General features: G+C 33.9%; 16 protein-coding genes and 1 pseudogene. 1 reads left to right on the top strand and 16 read right to left on the bottom strand.

Going from position 1 to position 21,731, the window contains the following annotated elements:
• Window positions 1–7: 7 nt before the first annotated feature.
• The 5 genes from MKX66_RS04110 to MKX66_RS04090 all read right to left on the bottom strand — a co-directional run bounded on the left by MKX66_RS04110 (window position 8) and on the right by MKX66_RS04090 (window position 4,292).
• Window positions 8–1,180 carry a 3-phosphoglycerate dehydrogenase family protein gene (locus MKX66_RS04110; RefSeq protein WP_044443451.1) on the bottom strand — a complete coding sequence of 391 codons (1,173 nt, stop codon included), beginning with the start codon at window positions 1,178–1,180 and terminating at the stop codon, window positions 8–10.
• Window positions 1,181–1,192: 12 nt separating this feature from the next.
• Window positions 1,193–2,275: a 3-phosphoserine/phosphohydroxythreonine transaminase gene (gene serC / locus MKX66_RS04105; protein ID WP_002142453.1), complete on the bottom strand. Its 1,083-nt coding sequence runs from the start codon at window positions 2,273–2,275 to the stop codon at window positions 1,193–1,195.
• Window positions 2,276–2,484: 209 nt separating this feature from the next.
• Window positions 2,485–2,676 carry a DUF378 domain-containing protein gene (locus MKX66_RS04100; protein ID WP_002084566.1) on the bottom strand — a complete coding sequence of 64 codons (192 nt, stop codon included), beginning with the start codon at window positions 2,674–2,676 and terminating at the stop codon, window positions 2,485–2,487.
• 88 nt (window positions 2,677–2,764) lie between these two features.
• Window positions 2,765–3,832: a glycoside hydrolase family 113 gene (locus MKX66_RS04095; protein WP_016120498.1), complete on the bottom strand. Its 1,068-nt coding sequence runs from the start codon at window positions 3,830–3,832 to the stop codon at window positions 2,765–2,767.
• Window positions 3,833–4,046: 214 nt separating this feature from the next.
• Window positions 4,047–4,292 (bottom strand): hypothetical protein, encoded by a 246-nt coding sequence (locus tag MKX66_RS04090; protein WP_215591329.1) that lies wholly within the window; start codon window positions 4,290–4,292, stop codon window positions 4,047–4,049.
• Window positions 4,293–4,791: 499 nt separating this feature from the next.
• On the opposite strand from MKX66_RS04090, the gene MKX66_RS04085 reads away from it, so the two are divergent.
• Window positions 4,792–6,105, top strand: coding sequence for a condensation protein (locus MKX66_RS04085; protein WP_341085582.1), 1,314 nt, complete (start codon window positions 4,792–4,794; stop codon window positions 6,103–6,105).
• 448 nt (window positions 6,106–6,553) lie between these two features.
• On the opposite strand, the gene MKX66_RS04080 is transcribed toward MKX66_RS04085, so the two are convergent.
• The 11 genes and pseudogenes from MKX66_RS04080 to MKX66_RS04030 form a co-directional block, all read right to left on the bottom strand.
• Window positions 6,554–7,873: an aromatic amino acid transport family protein gene (locus MKX66_RS04080; protein WP_088063991.1), complete on the bottom strand. Its 1,320-nt coding sequence runs from the start codon at window positions 7,871–7,873 to the stop codon at window positions 6,554–6,556.
• Between the two features lie 305 nt (window positions 7,874–8,178).
• A complete protein-coding gene (gene sdaAA, locus MKX66_RS04075) occupies window positions 8,179–9,057 on the bottom strand; it encodes an L-serine ammonia-lyase, iron-sulfur-dependent, subunit alpha (protein ID WP_088063992.1) in 879 nt (292 codons plus the stop codon).
• A gap of 22 nt (window positions 9,058–9,079) precedes the next feature.
• Window positions 9,080–9,778 (bottom strand): L-serine ammonia-lyase, iron-sulfur-dependent subunit beta, encoded by a 699-nt coding sequence (sdaAB, locus tag MKX66_RS04070; RefSeq protein ID WP_033716175.1) that lies wholly within the window; start codon window positions 9,776–9,778, stop codon window positions 9,080–9,082.
• A 1,115-nt stretch (window positions 9,779–10,893) separates the two neighbouring features.
• Window positions 10,894–11,391, bottom strand: a complete 498-nt coding sequence (locus tag MKX66_RS04065; protein ID WP_341085580.1) for a DM13 domain-containing protein — start codon at window positions 11,389–11,391, stop codon at window positions 10,894–10,896.
• 98 nt (window positions 11,392–11,489) lie between these two features.
• Window positions 11,490–12,548, bottom strand: a complete 1,059-nt coding sequence (locus MKX66_RS04060) for a sensor histidine kinase (RefSeq protein WP_341085577.1) — start codon at window positions 12,546–12,548, stop codon at window positions 11,490–11,492.
• Window positions 12,545–13,258 carry a response regulator transcription factor gene (locus MKX66_RS04055; protein WP_193653167.1) on the bottom strand — a complete coding sequence of 238 codons (714 nt, stop codon included), beginning with the start codon at window positions 13,256–13,258 and terminating at the stop codon, window positions 12,545–12,547. Before MKX66_RS04055 ends, MKX66_RS04060 begins: the two co-directional genes overlap by 4 nt.
• Window positions 13,259–13,629: 371 nt before the next feature.
• Complete coding sequence (locus tag MKX66_RS04050) at window positions 13,630–15,846, bottom strand: binary toxin-like calcium binding domain-containing protein (protein ID WP_199695066.1); 2,217 nt, start codon at window positions 15,844–15,846, stop codon at window positions 13,630–13,632.
• Between the two features lie 275 nt (window positions 15,847–16,121).
• On the bottom strand, window positions 16,122–18,527 hold the full coding sequence (locus MKX66_RS04045; RefSeq protein WP_326996232.1) for a PAS domain S-box protein: 2,406 nt from the start codon (window positions 18,525–18,527) through the stop codon (window positions 16,122–16,124).
• Between the two features lie 600 nt (window positions 18,528–19,127).
• A pseudogene (locus MKX66_RS04040) lies at window positions 19,128–19,337 on the bottom strand (IS4 family transposase); the annotation flags it as partial.
• 190 nt (window positions 19,338–19,527) lie between these two features.
• Window positions 19,528–20,631 (bottom strand): Ger(x)C family spore germination protein, encoded by a 1,104-nt coding sequence (locus tag MKX66_RS04035; protein ID WP_044444146.1) that lies wholly within the window; start codon window positions 20,629–20,631, stop codon window positions 19,528–19,530.
• The gene (locus tag MKX66_RS04030; RefSeq protein ID WP_044444145.1) at window positions 20,628–21,731 is read right to left on the bottom strand and encodes a GerAB/ArcD/ProY family transporter; all 1,104 of its coding nucleotides are present in this window, start codon (window positions 21,729–21,731) and stop codon (window positions 20,628–20,630) included. The genes MKX66_RS04035 and MKX66_RS04030 overlap by 4 nt, the downstream gene beginning before the upstream one ends.

Genomic DNA, 21,731 nt, shown 5'->3' with positions numbered 1-21,731 from the left:
CTCTCCTTTACACAATCATTCGAACAGCTACAACACCTGTGATTTTGCTTATATTTTCCACAATATTCTCTTTTATTATATCATCAATTCCGTTATCAATATCAATCATTGTGTACGCCCAAGAATGTTTACTACGATTAATCATATCCGCAATATTAATATGATGTTCTGCTAAGCATCCTGTAATTTGTCCTACCATGTTCGGAACGTTTTGATGCATAATTGTAATTCGTTTTTTTCCAATGTACGGAAGTTCTACGTTTGGATAGTTTACTGAATTACGAATATTACCTGTCTCTAAATATTCACGTAATTGACGTGCAGCCATTACTGCACAATTTTCTTCAGATTCAGACGTAGATGCACCAAGATGAGGCGTTGCTGTTACATTTTTCATCTTTATAACATTTTCATTTGGGAAATCTGTTACGTAATGTGTAATAATATCTTCTTCTAACGCTTTTTGAAGAGCTTTTTCATCTACAAGTTCTCCTCTTGAGAAATTGAATAGACGCATTCCTTTTTTCATCGTCTCTATAGCGTGTTCACCAATAATCCCCTTCGTTTGGTTCGTAAGAGGAATATGAAGTGTAATATAATCACACGTTGCAAAGATTTCATCTAGGCTAAACGCTCTTTGTACTTGCGTAGAAAGACGCCATGCTGTTTCAACAGATATATATGGATCGTATCCGACAACGTCCATCCCTAAAGATAACGCATCGTTCGCAACTAAAGCACCAATTGCGCCAAGACCGATAACACCTAAACGTTTCCCTGCAATTTCTGACCCAACGAATTGCTTCTTCCCAGCTTCAACAAGCTGTGGTACTTCTTCTCCATCCAACTCTTTCGTCCAGCTCACTCCATTTATAATATTACGGGAAGACATAATAAGGCTTGCAATAATAAGTTCCTTCACTGCATTCGCATTAGCCCCTGGCGTATTAAATACTACAATCCCTTTTTCCGTACAACGCTCAACAGGAATATTATTTACACCAGCACCAGCTCTTGCAATCGCCTTTAAATCTTCTGAAAACTCTTCTTGATGTAAAGAATAGCTGCGAAGTAAAATACCATCTGGATGACCTACTTTGTCTCCAATTTCATAGCGATTCCCATCAAAAATTTGCAAACCCTTTTCGGCAATTTGATTTAACGTCTGAACACGAAACATATCCCCATCTCCCTATCTATTTTCAAGCTCAAATTCCTTCATATAGTCTACTAATTCTTGTACACCTTGGGTTGGCATCGCATTGTAAACACTAGCACGCATACCGCCGACTGAACGATGTCCTTTTAACGTAACAAGGCCGCGTTCTTTCGATTTTTGTAAAAACTGATTGTTAAGCTCTTCTGACGGTGTTGTAAACGGAATATTCATAAGTGATCGATACGTAGGGTCAACTGGTGAAGTAAACAATTTAGATTCATCTAAAAAATTGTAAAGAAGTGAAGATTTCATTCTATTTTGTTCTTCAATCGCAGATACCCCGCCTTGTTCTTTCAACCACTCTAGTACAAGTTTTGCTACATAAATACTAAAGGTTGGCGGTGTATTATATAGGGAGTTATTTTTACTGTAAGTTTCATAGTTTAACATCGTAGGACAAGCACTATTTGCACTGCCAATTAAATCTCTTTTTATAATTACAATCGTTAAACCCGCTGGCCCTAAATTCTTTTGCGCACCCGCATATATGAGACCAAACTTCGTAACATCATATTGTTCTGATAAAATATTTGAGGACATATCCGCAACGAGCGGCACTCTTTCTAAATGTGGAATATCCACATATTTTGTCCCCTCAATTGTATTGTTCGTTGTAATATGTACATAATCTAGTTCTTCATCATTTGGTAAATCATCCATTTTAGGAATTGTAGTAAACTTCTCTTTTTCAGAAGAAGCAATCACTTTTACTTCTCCTACTTTTCCGGCTTCTTGCAGCGCCTTTTTAGACCATGAACCTGTCAGTACGTACCCAGCTTTTTTATACGTACTCATTAAATTTAACGGTATCATAGAAAATTGTAATGACGCACCGCCCTGTAAAAATAAAACTTCATACTCATCAGGAATGTTCATTAATTCACGAAGTAAGCTACTTGCTTCATCAATAATACTTTGGAAATAAGAAGATCTATGGCTCATTTCCATAACAGACATGCCTGTCCCGTTATAATTTACAAGCTCCTTTTGCACTTTCTCTAAAACTGGCAAAGGGAGTATAGATGGTCCTGCTGAAAAATTATACACTCTCTCCATCACCCAGATAACCTCCCTATTTCTCATTTTTATTATTTTTTAAACTTTCTGAATTATAACCTATATACAATACACGGTCAATTTGTTTTCCGTTATTACGGTGCAAGACGCAATGGAATCGCTTGCATGTGCACCCTGCTTTTTATAAACATACAAAAAAGTGTTAAGTACATAATCGTACTTAACACTCTAGTAATTAAGTATAATAGCTACTTACTCGTAAAGAACCGATCGAAAATTTGATAAATAGCCGAAAGACCAAAGAGCCAATAAATAGTATCCACAAGCGCCGGCATAGAACCAAACCATTTCTCAACTACATTATAATCTAACGCCACAAACAACCAATTCAAACCGCCAAGAATCACCAAAATTACTGTAAGGTATGACAAAAATTTCATTATGATTGCCCCCTAGGTGATAAGATGGTGAAAGGCCTTTCACTAAAATATATGTAATAGATTCTAAAACTTACCTATTTTATAAAATTTATTTTCGATACCAGCCATTAATAACTGTCTCTGCTTCTTTACTATGTATTTGATATGAATGATTACTATCATTAGATCCGATAAACCAAATTGAAAAACCTTTAAAATATGGCTTCGCTTCTAATACATCTCGGTAAGCACGCCACCCGTTAAGTTGTACATCTTTCGAAAACACATTCGTAACATCTGGGTTCCACGGGCTTTGTAGTCCAAGTTCACGTGCTGGCACATTAAATCCACCAAAATAAACTGGCTTTCCAGTTGTTTTATGTAATGTCTCAAGTTGCTGAACGACATTTTGGCCACGATTGTATACTGTCGTCGCAAATAAGCTTTGTTTTACTTCTTCGTATGATGGATTTCTTTTTCCTGAAACTTCAAACCAACTATCAATACTTACAATGTCCACCTTTTTTAAATACGGGCGATTTATTTTCTCTTTAAATTTCGCCTCATAAGAAGGATCAAAGCTTGCAGTTAACCACCAATTCATTTGATACAAAACATTTCCTTTATACTGCTGGCGAACAAAATTAATCGTATCATTCCAATATCCTTCTGCATATTCCATATTCACGAAATTAGAAGCGATTTTCAGCCCATAAATATTGTACTTACTTGTAATGGAATTAAAAATATCTTGTAAAACAACCGTTTTCCAATTCCAGAAGAAATCGTTAATATTACTAGGGTTCCACTCTGTTTCTCCAATATTTCCTTGCTGAATAAACGGAAACGGCTCCAATATAACTTGTATATTACGCTTTAATAATTCTTGAATTAAAATAATAGCTTGTTTCTTTTGCGCCTGATTAATTACCATATTAGCCGAATTCACATCCGAAATATCTACTTGAATAGGTACATTCACCGTATTTAAATTCAAGCGCTCTACATCTGCTAACACTTTCGCTACATTGCCTACTTCCCATACCGTTACGTTTCCTGATTTTATTTTTCCAGATTGAACAGTATTTACATCCGCCTGTATATTTCCCTGGAAACAAAAAGAAAACAACATGATACACACTCCTAAAATACTTATTAAACTCTTATTTTTTTTCACAACTTCCCCCCATAATTTTTGACTTTCTTGATTATTTTATACAACATTTCACATATATTCCAGAAAAAAATTAAATACATTTCCATTAATAAAAGTGTTATCCATATAATTCCCCTAAAAATAGTAAGGTAAATAAAAAAGGAGCGTATTTCCGCTCCTTTTTTATCTTTTCACAATTGAAGTTATTGAATTTTCTCTGATAATCTAATCACATCTATTTTTTTCGTATAAATAAATTTTTATCTATATTCGCTTTTGTTTGTATTACTTTTATATTTACTTCATTAGATTGTTTAATATCATCTTTAAATTCTTGTTTGACTTTTTCTATATCAGCTGCAGTACCACTAACTAGAATCCCATCGACTGGTTGTCCTGGACCTTGCACATAACGTTTTACTCCTAATCCTACTCCTATAAAAATAGCAATAACCACCACATAACTTATAATTTTTTTCACTAGAATACTCCTTTAATTAATGATTTATATCTGGATTATAGATGTGATTTTTTCATAAGTTAATGACTTCTATCTAACTATCTAACTTCTAATCTTACAATATTGTAAGTTTAGAAGTTACAACGTGTATATTTTATGTCAGAAGACCCTCTCCTTAATTTGTTTGATGTTGGGATAGCGTTAGTAAATAGATGGGAGATACTGTCGAAAAAAGATAAAAATGACTCGATTATTTTTTGTAGATTATACACAAACATTTATGTAAAATGTTTATATATAATCAAACGAAAATGCAATTCATCTACTTTTTATACAAAAACCAAACAAAATTGATGAATATTATTAATACCAATAACAACATGAATCAGTACAGAAAACATACTTTCATAAGTGAAATACTAAAAAATTGAAAAGAAAACATTATGGATCCTTGAAAAAATTACAACCCTATGAAAAACAAGATTGTAACCAAAAATAGCCTGAAAAGAGGGAGAAAATTATGGAACAAAGGAAATATTCAGTAACACCTCAAGATCGAATGAATTATATACTTGGTCTTTATTCCGCAAATCAACAAATTAATGCCGTTCTTTATTTTCCTATAGGTATATCAAAAAAAGTACTTGAACAATCAGTAAGAATAACGTTACAATTACAGCCCGTTTTAAACAGCCGTTTTGTAGAAAGTGATATGCCTTACTGGGAGGAACATTCATCTAGTACTAACTCACCAATTTGTTTTTTTGCAGAAGGAGATGATCAAAATCTTGAAGTGATGGCAATAGATTTTATAAAGGAATCTGGAGATCCTATTCAAGGGCCTATGGTTCAGACAAAATTATTACGAGGCACTTCAACAAATATATTAGTTGTTAAATTATCTCATCTTTGTTCAGATGGTGCTGGAGTCAAGGAATATATTAATTTGCTGGGAGCAATTTATACTCACCTTTCTCTGGGACAGTCTAAGGATGAAATTATAAAGAGATTTAATGCAAAAAATGAGGGCTTTCGCGATCAATCACCTGTATTCAAATATACTGGAATAACAGACATAAAAAGTGCGTATCGTCCCAGCCAAGAACAACAAGCAGCATTATGGTCTTTTCCATCTCAACCTAACAAAAATGCTTATCCAAAAATGGCCGTGCGACGGTTAAGCCGTGAGCAAACTCTACGTTTAACCCTATGGACTAAGGCACAACAAGCTACCTTAAATGATGCAATTCTGACTGCATACTTCCGCTCTTTATCACATTTCGCTGTGTATGCAGAACCTCGTACCGCAGAAAAAATGGTTGGTTTAACAATTGATTTACGCCGATATCTCCCTAATCATACAACTGGTTCAATTTGCAACTTATCCGGGATGGAAATGCCAGTGATTAAAATGGAAAATGATGACTCATTTAATCAAACTCTAGTTCGAGTCAAAGAATCAATGGATACAATAAAATCTAAAAATCCAGGTCTTTCTTCAGCCGCAGGAATGGAGTTACTGGCAAGTAAAAAGCTATCTGAAGTTAAGGAAATGTATAAACAGCAATATGAACGGGCTTTACAAATGGGAATGGCTTTACCGTTACTTACTAATTTCGGATCGATAGCTGATGAACCTATTAAGTTTGGTGAAGTTCAAGCTCAGGACGGGTATATAACATCACCAATTATGTATGCACCATTCTTTACAATGGGGGCAAGCTCTTATAATGGGAGACTTACATTTACAATTGGTTATCATTCGCCAGATACTACAAAAGAAAAGGTAGAGCAATTTTTAGAAAGTGTGGTCAATGAACTATCAAAATTGTAACGGGAGTATCACCCTAAGCTCAATAAGTTAAGTTTATAAATCTAGCCAAGAAGATTCCTTCCTCAAGGAACGCGAAGTGAGTATGTGAGAGATGAACTGGCTTCGGACATAGGATATAAGGAAGCCAGTTTAGTTGTTCGCCATACATGGGGTACCGGCCCATTCCCATTAACCTAAGAAAACAGATGTGAGATACTTTAAAATATTAGCTTGATGCACATGGTTAGGCGCCCTCAAATGCTTGGATTAAAATCATTACAAACAGCTTAAAAAAAATGCTGCAATAGAAGTTATGCATATAATCAAAAAAGGACAAACTATCCAAGGTGAATAGTTTGTCCAAAACCATAAACTCTAGGGTTTAACAATATATAATTCAGTTCCGCTAAAAGTCTTTTATTCTCTTTTCATATCCTACTATTTTTGCATCCGAACGAACAATAGAGAATTAGAATAATGACTTAATACTTGCTAGAACAGTAAGTATTCCTATAACAATTACAAATACATTACTCATTTTCCCTTTGTATTTAGCCAGTACTGGTACTTTATTGATTGCATACATCGGTAATAGACATAAGATAGCAGCAACTAACGGACCGCTAAGGGCATCAATGATTCCAAGAATACTTGGATTTGTATAAGCAACATACCAGCATGTTAATACGACAAAAGTAAGAATCATTGTCTTAACTGTTTTCTCTCCTAAATCTTTCCCACGTTTTTTACCGGACTTAATAATCATGTCACGCATTACCTCATACGCTCCTATATAATGGCCAAGGAAAGACTTTGTAATAGCCACAAACGCAATGATAGGAGCCGCAATAGTAATTACTGGCGAATTAAGCTCATTAGCAAGATATGATAGGATTGACAAGTTCTGTTCTTTTGCCACCTTAAGATCATCTGGAGTCAAACTTAAAGTACTGCTCCAAACAAAGAACATAACAACAACGAATGTCATGATATAACAAACTTTTTGTATTTGAGCACACTTGGCATCAGTAGCATCTATTCCATACGTAGCTCTCTGTTTCATAACGAATGACGAAATCATAGGAGAATGATTAAACGAGAATACGATGATTGGTAGTATCATCCATATTGTTCCAAAATATCCTGTTCCAGTTGAAGCAGTAGAAACACTTGAAAAACTTAGCATTGACGTATTCCACTGTGGAATTAAAGATATTGCGATAAAAAGTAGAGAAACAATGAAAGGATATACTAGCATGCTCATTATCTTTACAGTAATATCTTGACCAAAATTTAGTATAGTGATAAGACCGAGTACTAATACAAGCGATAAAATGGCCCTTGGAGGCTCCGGCATGTGCAATTGATGCACAATAAAACTACTTGCAGTATTTGTAAGTGCAACCGAATACATCAGCACGATCGTATAAATTGAAACGAAATATACAATGTTAAAAATGATACTTGCCTTATTTCCGAAATACTCTCTTATTGTACCTGTAATCCCCTCATCGGCAGAATTAGAAGCGTATATCATTTTAGCAAGTGCCCTATGTGAATAATACATAACAGGATATGCAAGTATGGTAATTAACAGCAATGATAATAAACCACCTGAACCTGCATTAATAGGTAAGAAGAGTACTCCTGCTCCAATTGCTGTTCCAAATAGACTCAATGCCCAGGTAGTATCCTGTTTATGCCACTTTTTAGGGTCTAGATATTTCTCATTTTTTACTGCAGTATTATCAACTTGAAATTCTATGTTTTTTGCAGTATTCCCATTCATATAATAATTCCTCCTAGTTTTCTATTCTTACTTCTCTATTTAAGGCATCGGAATATAGACCGTTCTTGAAAAATGAATTGCTTATAAAGTGCGCCACATCGTATATCCTTCTTCTAAGTTAATCAAAATCAAAAAATTGGCGAAGCATCAACCTGACGGGGTTGTTACAAATTATAAAATATCCCAATTATATAGTGGTATATTTTATTAGTAATTCCCCCAATATACAGACATCCTTAGGCGAACAATAGAGAATAGATTGTTAACTTTTTCACAATATATCCGGTAATTGTTCATTGATTTGATTATTTCTCTCCAAAGATTTTATTTTTAATGGCAATCCCTGTAGGTGTAGCTGCAATTCCACCTAAACCTGTCTCTCTTAATTCGCGAGGCATCTGTCTTCCAACTCTATACATCGCTTCAATAACTTCGTCAGCATTGATGATATTGTTTACGCCGGCTAATGCGATGTCCGCTGCTGCTAAAGCATTTGCCGTTCCAATGGCGTTTCTCTTTACACAAGGAATTTCTACTAAACCAGCGACCGGATCACAAACTAAACCGAGTAAATTTTGTAATGCAATCGAAAAAGCTACAGAAGATTGCTGTGGCGTTCCACCTGCAGCTTCAACCGCAGCTGCAGCCGCCATCGCTGAGGCACTGCCTACTTCAGCTTGACATCCTCCGTACGCTCCTGAAATACAAGCGTTGTTTGCGACTATCGTTCCAAATAACGCTGAAGTAAATAGAAAATGAATCATATCTTCATGACTTAACTGCAACGTATCTTTAATACTAAATAGGACTCCCGGAATCGTCCCACTCGCACCTGCTGTTGGAGTTGCACAAATAGCTCCTAATGCAGCATTTACTTCATTAACACCGATAGCACTTTGGATCCCTAACACCATCAAATCTCCAGAAAGGGTTTTCCTATTTTCTCGATAGTTTTTAATTTTAACAGCATCACCTCCGGTTAAACCAGTTGGAGAAAATACACCGTCGCCCTCGATACTTTTATTTATAGCATTTTGCATAGTCGCTAAATTCCGTTCCATTTTACTCCAAACTTCTTCATAAGTAGATTTAGTTTGTTCAATTTCCTGTTCAATTGCTAATTCATAAATTGTCTTTTGGCTTTTATTAGCTGCATCCACAATTTCTTTTATGGCCATATACATATTTTTTCACTCCTTAATGTAACTAAAGAATAATGAGCTTAGCTATATTGCTTAAATTTCCTAATTCCTCCTGGACATTACCAGGCAATAGCGTATCCAAAGCGAATGCATATAAATATTTCCTGTTTTCTTCTAAACTATGAAAGTTGTTTATTTCCACATCATATTGTTTAAAGATCCTGCGTAAGACAAATTCAAAGTCAGCTCTTTCAGAAATCGCAATAATAACTGGCAATGGCCCCTGCAGGTCTAAGCTAAATCCGTCGATTTCAACATGTTTGATTTCAATTAATCCACCGCCAACCGAAATCCCCATCGTTCTAATACTTCGATTTTCATCCTCTAAATATACATCTGCCGTATTTGGATGGCCAGCAGGACTATCACCTGCTTCTTCAATAAAGGTAATTTCAATTCCTTTAGATTCTGCTATTTCAATAGCATCTGGCACTTTGCTGTCATCGGCAGCAAATCCTAATATCCCAGCAATAATTGCAAAATCAGTTCCGTGACCTTTATGGGTTTCAGCAAATGATTCATAATACCTTACCACGACTTTTTTTGGAAGACCTTGAAATAATTTATTGGCTACTGTTCCAATAGCTAAAGCACCTGCAGTATGTGAACTTGAAGGACCTATCATTATGGGCCCAATCACATCAAAACAACTTTTGTATTTAACAACCTTTTTTTCTTTAATAGATGCTACATTCATGTTCATATAAGCACCCCCATAATTTATTATTTTTAATTGCAGTTGAATCTAAATTACTAAAATGACTGATTCAAAACAAGATCTAATTGAATACGCTTTCATTCTCGTGTCAAATACACTTTTCCTTTTGATCACATACCTTTCTTAGAGTAATCATGTCAGTATGTCCAAATTTAAAAGGTTACTTACAATGTCATTAGGATTTTTGCAAAAAAACTAGGTTTGATAATTTCTCTAGAGGTAATAAATTCTTTCTCGACGCCCTCATTATAGCTTGTATATTTATGAGTACAATATTTTTTTATTTTTAGAAAGATTGAATAAACAGAATCTTGAATGGGTAATAGATTACACTTAGCATGTAGCAATTGTGTCCTTTGTTTGAAGCTGTATTAGTTAGTAGAAAAGCAAAAATAACACAGAGTTCCTTTCATTAACACATTGATTATATTGGAAAATCATTATAATGATACTTATATTATCCTTTGTTGAAACATTTAATTTTGGACATGAAAGCTGTTGTAATAAATGATTAATATAGATAGCAAGTAATAAATTAATGAACTATAAAATAATTTTTGAATATTAATCATTAATTTTGTATTAATATTCATTTTTCAGAAAAAAGGAACTTCTTTTTTATAATCTTAACTTAAATGGTAATATCCAACAGTTTACACCATACCCTTTACAGTTATGGAAACCCTAATTAGATTTAAAAAGAGAGAAGAGCTCATCAATGCTGCTCTCTCTTTTTTATTTACTTAAGATTACTATTCAAATTGCTTATTGCATCTTTAAGCTGACTTTTAAATTATAAACTTTAATTTCCATACTTCTTTACAAGCCGATAAATAAAAAAAGTATATGTTCCTTCAAAATTAAGTTATAAAAGAGTTATGTTTTCCTGTAACATATTATTCATCCTTCTATTCACAGACAGTACGCTTCCACACTAAATAAAATCTCTCCGTAAACGTCCAATAGCTCTAAAATATACAAAAATTGAAGAATATGAAAAAAACACTCTTATGAGTGCCCTTCTTAGCAACTAAGTCCACTGCAACTATTATCATTACCCTGATGAATTTTGCCTGTAAGAGGAAATTTTAAGTTCATATTTAATTATTAAAATAAACCGCACCAAAGTTTTCATTAAATCTTTTACACCAAACAGAAACCGAACCATATTCACTTACATCTATCCCTTCAGGAATTTCATAGTTTTGGTCTCCTTTATTTCCCTTTAATTTTCCTAATTCAATATACTGATAGTTTTTCACGTCTTCATTATTTTTTAAGCGATTTGTAGGAACTAATACAACTCGTACATCTGGCCCATTAGATGTTGCAAAATCAGAAAGTCGTAAAACACGTTTTCCATCCGCTAATTGGTAAATTTTTGCCGTTCCAGTTGTTTCATGGACACCGTTTTGAAACTGACCTTCCCTTATTACTCGATCACTTTGTTGCCTTACTTCAGTTGATTGTATCTCTGCTTGTAGCAATGATTCATTTACGTGCTTATCAATAAATAATTTCTCTGGTCGGAACAATGACCATAAAATCCCCAATACAATTATCAAACCACCTATAAACCATACATATTTTCTTTTCATAAAGTAAAAAACCTCCTGTAACATACTGTGTAGTAGTATGTTAACAAGAAGGTCTTTCATTTTTCTAACGTAAATGTTACAAAAGTCTTTCAGCCGTCTTATTTTTTTACTGATGTGATGGGAAGAGTGAACCAAAATTCACTTCCCTGCTTACCATCTGCGCGATTCCTTACACCAATTTCCCCTTTGTGCATTTCAATCAATGATTTTGCAATAGCTAATCCAAGTCCGGAACCTCCAGATTGTGAACTTCTTGATCGATCTGTTCTAAAAAAACGTTCAAATACGCGTAATTGATCATTTGGAGAAATTCCCATTCCTTCATCCCGCAAAGTGAATTGGACCTGTTGAGTTGGTTTATTTTCCACTACAGTCAATTCAATTGTTCCAGAGATAGGAGAATATCGAATTGCATTATGTAATAAATTACCTATGACCCTTTCTATTTTACAAGGCATAATCAAAAGTCGAGGTAATATATCAGGGACATCCAATTGCAAATGGATTTGTTTGTTTCCTAATAAGACAGAATGTGACTCTAATACATCTAATAGAACTTTATCTAAATGTGTGAAACTTGGGTGAAAATCTACTTGCTCAAACTCTAACTTTGAAAGATCAAATAAGTCGTTAATTAATCCATTTAATCTTTCTATTTCTTTTAAAACCGTTGCTAAGTATTGCTTTTTCATTTCAGGATCTTCAATCAGGTTATCTTGTAATGCTTCTATCATCATTTGCATGCTAGTCATAGGTGTTCGTAAGTCGTGTGAGATATTGGTAATTAGCTCCTTACGAGAGTTTTCCTGTTCCTCTAACTTAGTAAACCCTTCTTCTAATTTTTTTGCCATCTGTTGAAAGGCTGTTGCCAATTCTTTAAACTCACGTGGTTCTTGCCCAATTATATACATCGTTTCAAAGTGTCTATCACTAAATTGTTTCGTCAATTTTATTAAATTTTGTATAGATCTCATGATAGGACGTGTCATTAACCAATAAATAAACGTTGAAATAATGAATGCCACAAATGCAATTACTGTTAATAACCGCGTTTGTTCCGGTTCAAGTAACATTTTCGTATCACTATACCATATAGCAATTACCATAATACTAGTACTTAATAGATTCATGAGTAACAATTGAATACGTAATCTCATGTTTCATTTCCTGCATTTGGCTCAAAGCGATATCCTATACCCCAAACCGTATGAATCCAACGATTCTTTATCGTATGCTTCTCGAGCTTTTCACGTAAACGACTCACTAACACGGTAACTGTGTTTGATGCCCCTTCATGTCCAAAATCCCAAATTAATTCAAGAAGCTGCGAGCGAGAAAATACTTGTTTTGGATGCTTTGCCATGAGATAAAGTACCTCAAACTCTTTCACCGTTAACTCCACTTCCTTATTACAAACAAGTACATATCTTGTCTTTGGATATATTTTTAAATCTGGAAACTCTATCACTTCCAATAAGGATTCTTTCGCTTGTATTTGTACATGGCTTCCTCTTCTTAGTATAATTTGAACCCTTAATACTAATTCACGAGGGGAAAATGGCTTTGTTAAATAATCATCTGCCCCTATCGTTAAGCCTAAAATTCGATCCCTTTCCTCTCCCTTAGCAGTTAACATAATAATAGGGACATTTGATTGTTGACGAATTTCCTCGCATAATTCCCATCCATCTTTTTTTGGCATCATCAAATCTAATATAATTAAATCTGGTTGATGTGTAAGAAATAAATCCCAACCTTCTTTACCATTTACAGCGGTATAAACTTCATATTCTTCTCTTTCTAAATACCGTTTGCATACTTCTCGAATATTTTCTTCATCTTCTACGATTAAAATTCTTTTCTTCATATACTATCCTCACTTCTTTTTCACCAATAACAAAAAATTTTTTTCTATTATCCAATAAAAATATCTTTATAGGTAAAGATATAAAAACTAATCACATAAATAAATCAGAATTCCACATTTCACCCTCGAAACGAATGAAAATTCGGAAAATAAACCATGTAATACAGATAGTAATCTTAACATTTGATTACTTATATGACTAGATAAGTATTTAAAATAGTAGTTTCTAAATCATATATAAATTAAAAGGAATGAGTCCGATTCAACATCGAACTCATTCCTTAATAGTAACCTAAATTTTTGTATCTAACTTTTCAGATACAATTCATTTCCGGTTCTCTTTTCAAACTTAGCAACAGAACTGTTACCTATTACTGAACTCTTGATAGATTCCATGCTATAGTATCAGTACCATTCTCTCCATTACCATATTTCATATAATCGATTAAATATCCTACCTTTAACTTATTACCATTAGATAGTATGTTCCATTGCTTATGGTGTCCAGTGAAATTCTTTGGATATGCATGATTAAATTTAAAAGTACTTGCGTTCTGTTTTTGATCTAAATGGATATAACTATCTTGAAGTTTTAAATATGCATAATCTGAATAAATAGGATTTTGAAATTTAATTAATACCTCTTCATCCTTTTTAATTGGTTTTCCAGGTTTAGGTTGACCTACTCTTTCAATAATTACATTCACTTTTTCATCGCTAGATTTTTCAGCCCAAAGATACTCCCATTTATTCCCTGCATGATGACTTCCCAAATAAGCTGTATTTCCATATGAAGCCACGGTATAAGGAACTCCTTCTGTAACAAATTCACCTGAATTATCTACTACATAATCTTCAAATTCTTTATTAGCTTTAATTTCAGTATCAATCTTTTGTGTAGGCGTTAGATTGTGTGCGTCATTGATTTCAAATGTAACTTTTCTGTGCGCAGCAATTTCAGATTTAATAGGGTGTATATTTTCTCTAGACTCATATGTAAATCCATTTTCACGTTTAACCAGTGTTACTGTTTGTGACGGAGCATTCCATTTCTTACTATAAGTAGTAGGAATATCTTTACTCACTCCAAATAAACCAGGTAAAATTGTTGCCCTAATCTTTTGCGTCACAGAATCATAACTACCTTCTACTAATGTTGGTTGCTGTAGTTTTGCAAAAGCTCCGTGTACAGAGTCTTTATGTAAATAACCACGATCTCCCTGTCCCGCTTTTAAATCGTTCAATGCATCAGTTCCATTATTAGCTGAAACCACTGATACGTTATTAGTACTTTTAGCCTTGTTTACAATATGATTTACTTTTTTCGTATCTATATTTACCTGTTGAAAAACTTCGTTATAGGATAAAACTGGCTTATCAGCAAGAGATTTGTCTTTAGGAGTATATACCCTAAACTTTGGTATATTTCCTATATCTGTTTCTAATTGTTCAGTAGCTGCATTTACTCTAGACTCATATCTCCCTGAATCCCCCAAATGCATAATTTCTTCACCTTTTTCAATAGATAAATCCATTGTACTTGTAGGTAAAACTTCAATCGAAAGAAGTTCCCCTTGTTCAACAGCTTTCAATTCATCCAAAGATAAGACAATATTCGCATCTGCTTGTCCTTCTAAACTGTCAATTACTACTTCTGTTTTATTCCGTCCACCTTTTTCTGTACTTAAATAGTTTGCTTTATAACGATCTTGTGTTGCCTTTACAGTATTAATAATTTTGTTTCCTAAACGAATATTAAAATGAGGCGAAACATTTTCAGCGGATGCTGTTCCTACATTCTTATATTCCAAATGTACACGTAATTTTGCTGCGTTCGCTGTATCCACAGTTGTTGCAGTAGACCAATCAAAATTATTTGTATAACTCTCCGTTTCCGTAGTTGTTTTTGAATATCCGTATCCCACATTTGCTGAAACACTTCCGGAAGGAACAGGACCGGCTGCTGAGCCTTCTACACCACCTGAACCACTTAAACCTACATTAAATGAATGTTGTGTAGATACACTTTTTTCCCATCCTCTACTAACTGATCCACCATTATTATCCGTAATGGTTGCAATAGGAATTACTTCAATTCGTTTGACACCAATTTGCAAATTCGGCATGTTGGCAACTATCGGATTGAAATTAGTATCAGAATCGTTGTTATAATTCTCAACCTCATACATATCAGTAAAAGGATCACCATCCGTATTTGCATTCATAGGATTCGATATAAATTTTGGTTTCCCTTTATCCTTCTCGGGATCCCATGCTTTCGCTTCATTTTTTCCAGTTTGTGAATTGAATTCAATTTTATATCCATTAATCTCTAAGTCGTTGGAAATACCATCTTTATCCCAATCCTTGTTTGCCATTTCAATGTTTTGTGTAATGAGTGAACCTATTTCTCCATCAGATCCGAGCGTGAAATTCTTATCTTCTTTTTTTACATCTGCATTCTCTTTGAATATTTCAACTGTACCTCCTGGATTCGGTTGTTTTACATCTGCTAAAGCAGGAGATGCTAAAGTCAGTGCCATCGATACACTACCTAATACACTAATTGCTGGCTTCAATTGTTTCATTGTTATTTTTCCTCCTTTGTTTCTAGATCCATTAGAACACCTACTAGTAAGATTAATTTCATCATATATAACAAATCTTTCTTTTCTCTCTCATAACTGTTAAAAAAGTCTCTCGTAAATATTACAAAACACTTACAGAGTTTTTAAAAGCCATAAAATATATATATGAAACATCAAAAAGCCGTAATATGAAGAATCAATTACAATATATACAAAAAAGCAGCTAGCCAAAGCTAACTGCTCACTAACTTACAAAATTTCAGTAAAAGAATGTATTAATTTTGAAGTGTGCAAATTGGGAGAGTGACTTCAACTATAGTCCCCTTATTCACTTCACTCTCAATAAATACCTTCCCCTGGTGTGTTTCAATAATTTTATAACAGACCATTAATCCTAAGCCGATTCCCTCTTCCTTAATACTGTAAAAAGGTTCTCCTAAATATGGTATACGTTCTTTTGGAATCCCACATCCTTGATCGATAAAGCGAATCCTTATTTGATTATTATCAAGTTTATCAAATTGAATCAAAATTTCTCCTCCTGTTGGCATGGATTCAATTGCATTTTTTATAATATTAACAAATACTTGTTTTAATTGATTTCCTTCACATGGAATCAGTGGCATACCAGGTGTAAAATCAATTCTAATTTTTATATTATTCATCATTGCTTGAGGTTGCAGTAGCATTAAAACTTGATCCATTAGCACACTAATATCGTTAGGTTGTATCTTTACCACCTGTGGTTTGGCTACCGCCATAAATTCATTAGTAATACTTTCTATACGCTCAATCTCTGATGATACTATATTTATATAACCCCGATTATTCTCAGTTTCCGTTGATTTTAGTAATTGCATAAACCCTTTCATTGCGGTTAATGGATTATTAATTTCATGAGCCATTGCAGTCGCTAATTGTCCTACGACAGCAAGTTTTTCAGATTTCCGTAGTAATTCTTCTGTTTTTAGCCGTTCAGTGATATCACGAGAAATACTTAAGAAAACTTTTTTACCATTTAAGTTAAAAACACGGACACTAAACTCAGTTGTTATTATTTTTCCTGTTGGAAAAACATATTCATCTTGCAAAGTGAAGGAAGTTTGTCCCTCTCTAATTTTTTCTAACAACCTTACAATCATTTTAGAATCTTGTGGTACTACATTTGGAAATGGTAACGAGAGCAGCTCTTCTCTACTATATCCAAATCTTTTACAACCAACAGGGTTTACCTCAATGAATCGACTTGGAACATGATTTTCATTCAGCTCTACTACATATACTGCATCAGTTGCTTGTTCGATTAGTGCACGGTACTTCATTTCACTATCTTTTAATTGTTGGTGTAATCGCTGTCGTTCTCTTTCTGCTTGTTTTCTTTCAGAGATGTCTCTACATATTGCAGATAAAGCTATCACATTTCCTCTTACGTCTAGTATAGGAGAAACTGTCAGACTGACATCAAGAAGACTTCCATCGTTACGTCGTCTAACAGTTTCTAATCTGGTAACTACGGATTCTCCTGTTAGAATTTTCTGAATATTTTTAAGTGATTCTTCCATTAAGAAATCTGGTACACAGGGTAATCTCTTACCTATGATTTCTTGTAATGACCATCCAAATATCTTTTCATAAGCTTTATTTGCTTGTAAAATATGCCCTTCTCGATCAGAAATGGTAATAGCATCTACATTATGCTTTATAAATGATTCTAGTAATTCTTTGGTAGCTCTTAATTCTGATTCTACCTTTTTCCTTTCGGTTATATCGACTATAGAACCAACAACTTCCATAACTTGTCCATTTCGTTTAATCGGCCTAAGTGCAATAAGAATAATCGTTTTATCATCTGGCCAGGGTAATTCGAATATAATTTCTTTCCCTTCCCATGCCTGAAGATAATACTTCATCAATTGTGGAACTAAATGTGGTGGAACAATAGAAGCATCAATAGTCCGTAAGCTTTTCCCTACCACCTGTTCAGAATAAAATCCTTTTTGATAATAAAACTGTCCATCACATAAAGTGTGTATAAAGTGCTTACCCACTTTTTTAAATTTAAAAATCCCTCCTTGAAGCTCATGTACGGTATCTGTGAGTTCTTGCTTGGATTTTTTTAATTCCCGATTCATTTTAGATAAGTCCTGTGTTAAATAATATAATCTCTGGTAGGCTTCCATAAGAAATAGCCCAATTAAAAGCCCTAAAGCTATATATAATAAGCCTCCAGTGTAAAGTAACTTAGTATTAAAGAATACACCAACTAACCACTTTATTCCGACAAAAACAAAAAAATATAAAGATGCACTTTTAAAAGGATGAAGGTTTTTAAAATATGTTTTAAAAGTAACAAATAGGATACCCAAACCTAAATAAGCAATCACAGGAGGTTCCCAGTAACCTCCAATGTAAAAGATACGCATTATAATAATGCTAATTAATGTAATCCAACCAGCAATGCGACCAAAGTAAATAAAAGATAGAATAAGAGGAACAACTCGAAGATCGTAGGAAAATCCCATGTATGGAAAAGAAAAGAGCATCAAAGTAACTGCAATAATCCCTCCATAGAATTTTTCGAAATATCGCCTGGAATGAATCAAAAACACTTGAATAAATATCGCTGCGCTAACTAATAAAGAAAAAATAGAAAGATTGATAAAATAGTCTTTAATAATCATGTAATGTCCCTCCTTGCATTAAAGATATATTCGACAAAAAAACTGAAAATCCTACAAATAGTACAAACAGTTCAGGTGTAAAAAATATAATTCCCTACATGACAGTACATGTAAATAGTATCATTTTGATTCAAATCGAAAACCAGGGAATCTTCCATTTGAACCTTCAAACACCCCAAAAATAAGGTGTTTATTCTCTCTTTTTATTTAAATGTTTTTTATAAATTAATCAATTCCTTCACTATTACAATTCTTCAAATTCCTCAATTTCGGCTTTTCGCTTTAAAAATATTGCAATATCTTTATTACAAGTTGCTCTTTTAATGTATTTGCAATCTTTTAGTTAAGCCATACACATAAAGCAACCAGCACCTTGATTTAATATTCACTTTTTTGCTGTACAAATTCTTTTGCTTTAGCTAGGTGTTCTAGGAAATAAGGAGCCTTATGCCGTTCAATTTTTCACTTAACTTGGTGTCTAGTTTCGTGTACCATCCCCATGCCCATCAACTTAAGAAAATAGATTCACCCCAAAACGAAAATTCTATCCATTGTTGTCTATTAATAACGAGAATTATGTAAATGAGCTGTCCATATGGGCAGCCTATTGTATTTTTTGCTTAGGGTGTTTTTATGTAGTGCTTGATGAAAAAGTAAGAAATAATCTTTAATTATGTACATCGCTTTATATTCACTTAGTTCTTTTTGTTTCTTACGTAACAGGAGTTCTCTCATTTTAAACATAGTAGAAGAACATAATAGGATACTAATGAGTTGTCCATAAAGGTGGCATTCTAATCGCTCTTGTTTTTGATGCATATTCATAAAAAGCACGTCACCCTTTCTCATTAACATAAGAGAATAGTAACGTGCTTTTAAGTTTAAGAATAGTCTAAATCCTTAAGTTGATGGGTACGGGGGGGTACTCCTATTAAAGAAAATTCCCATTCTAAAATTGAAGATACTTGTAAATTTAGTACGAATCTCAGTTGAACTCCTGTTACTTAATTGTCCCCATCCCACCAATTTTCACATTTACCTTGACGTTTACATCGCCCTTTGCTAATTCATTATTCCATTTATTTTGGACTTTTTTCCATTCTGGATATGTGTAAGTTCTTGCATATCTCCCAAGCCCAATAGGATCAATATTGGCAGTTTGTATTTTCTTTATTAATTGCTTGAAATCAGCTTCCAGCTTAGTTTCAATCGCCTTTTGTAATTTTACTCCATCCTTTCTTGTATTGAACGAAAAAAGCTGTTCTGTAATGCCGACCTTCATCTTTATATCTGTATTAAATATAAATTTATTATCATATCTTGCCTTTGTCTTTACTTTAATGTTATAGGCAGCAAAGCTTATCCAATCTTTATCCTGGCTATCCGACTTTAGTTTAATTGGGATTGTAAATGAAAAATCACCTGTAGTTCCTTGTTGCAAAATGCGTAATAGTTTGTTTTCATCAGGTTTTAGCGTTAATTTATGCCTTCCTTTTTCATCTAACAAAGCTGTACCTGCCACAAATATTTTATTCGTTTTTTTCATTTCAGTAATATTCGCTGTTACCCCTTTGTCTGCCATTTGTTCATGTAGTTCTTGAAGATTTGTTTTTACTGTGATATTTCTTAAAGAGGCTGTATCAACTAGTTTTGTTAAATATAGAGGAAGACGCGGCTTATCTTTTGGGTTATAAAAGATGACGTCCGAAACAGGTCCATCAACAGCAACAACCCTTGTAGTAACTGTATTTTTGGGGTCTCGTTGAAATGGATCGAGATATTTCATCCAATTTTTTTGTTTCAATAGCCGTTTTCCAACTAAAATCACCTGTGTTTTACTTCCCGAGGTAAGTGCCATAACAGTAGCATCAAATTTGTCTCTAGAATTTCGAATCGTAGCAGATTTCACACCCGTAACTTCTTCTTTTACCTTGGCTTCTTTATTAAAAACAGGACTTGACATGTACACCAATAGATTATTATTACGATCTAAATCGATACCAAGTACAAGAGTAAGGGAAACATCTTCAATATTTGTTTGATCAAAGCATCCAGTCATCATGAACACCGATAACAAAATACAACATAGTACTTTTCTTTTCAATGTATCTTCCCCCAATGAGACTTCTCATATAGCCAGCCATACATCCATAAAATGATAGGTAATATATAGGTTAACCCAATCCCAGCATTCGATAACACCTGTAGTCCCGTTTCGGCTTGATTCCAACTAGGACTAATCCAGAATACGAAGCCGATAATGAGTAATAAGAGAATAACTACATGAGAGCTGTGATCTTGTTTCCCAAGTAATCGGCTTGAACAAAATACAGAACAGAATATTGCAGGAATCCAGCATGTAGAAACAACGGGCAAGTAAGTAGCCAATAAAATCATGTCAAAACGTTCTAAAAACCGAAATTCAATTACTTTAAGTAAATTTAGTACCGGTTGGTTAAATTGCGTAATGCTATCAGGGCTAAAATAGGCAAAGCAAACAATAGTAGCGAATAAATAAAATAACATCGTTAAAGTGTTTGCAATAACCATTCCATGGACTGCATACTGTTTTTTTCGTAAAAAGGGATATAAAAAGAACGCAATGTCAAATCCTAAATAAGCATAGATAGTGGTCGGCACAGCCGTTAATATAGGCTTCCACCCCTCTTTTAAGAGCGGAAAGAATGGCATCCAACTTCCGTTCTCTTTAAGAGGTACCAAAAAAAATAACGGAATCCAAAGCAACATATAAAAAGTAAGTTCGGAGTACCGCCCTATAATACGAGGGCCGTTACGTGCGACAAGAAAGGTAGGAATCGAAAACAAAAAGATAACTAGATAATCAGGCGTTTTTGGAAGAAGCCATCCCTTAAGATAAAGCATAGCGTTCACAAGAACAGTACAAGAATAAAAAGCGAAGTACATCATGTAAATAACAACAAGTGTTTTCCCTATTATTTTCCCGAAAAATCGTATAAGAATTTCGTAAAGTGTGTCCTCGGGATATTTTGCAGCTGTTTTCACAATAAAAACACCTGATATTGTGGAGAATATCCAGCCAATCAATATAGCTATCCATCCATCTGTTCCAGCTTTTTCTGCAAGCACACGTGGAAGAGATAGAACGCCAGTGCCGACCTGCATTCCATTGATTAAAACAATATACTGCATAAGAGTGATGTCATTATAGGCATATTTTTTCAT

Origin of the sequence: Bacillus sp. FSL R9-9530 (assembly GCF_038008145.1) — a bacterium.
In the GTDB taxonomy this organism is placed as follows: Bacteria; Bacillota; Bacilli; order Bacillales; family Bacillaceae_G; genus Bacillus_A; species Bacillus_A mycoides.
This window is presented reverse-complemented; position numbering and strand designations above follow the sequence as displayed.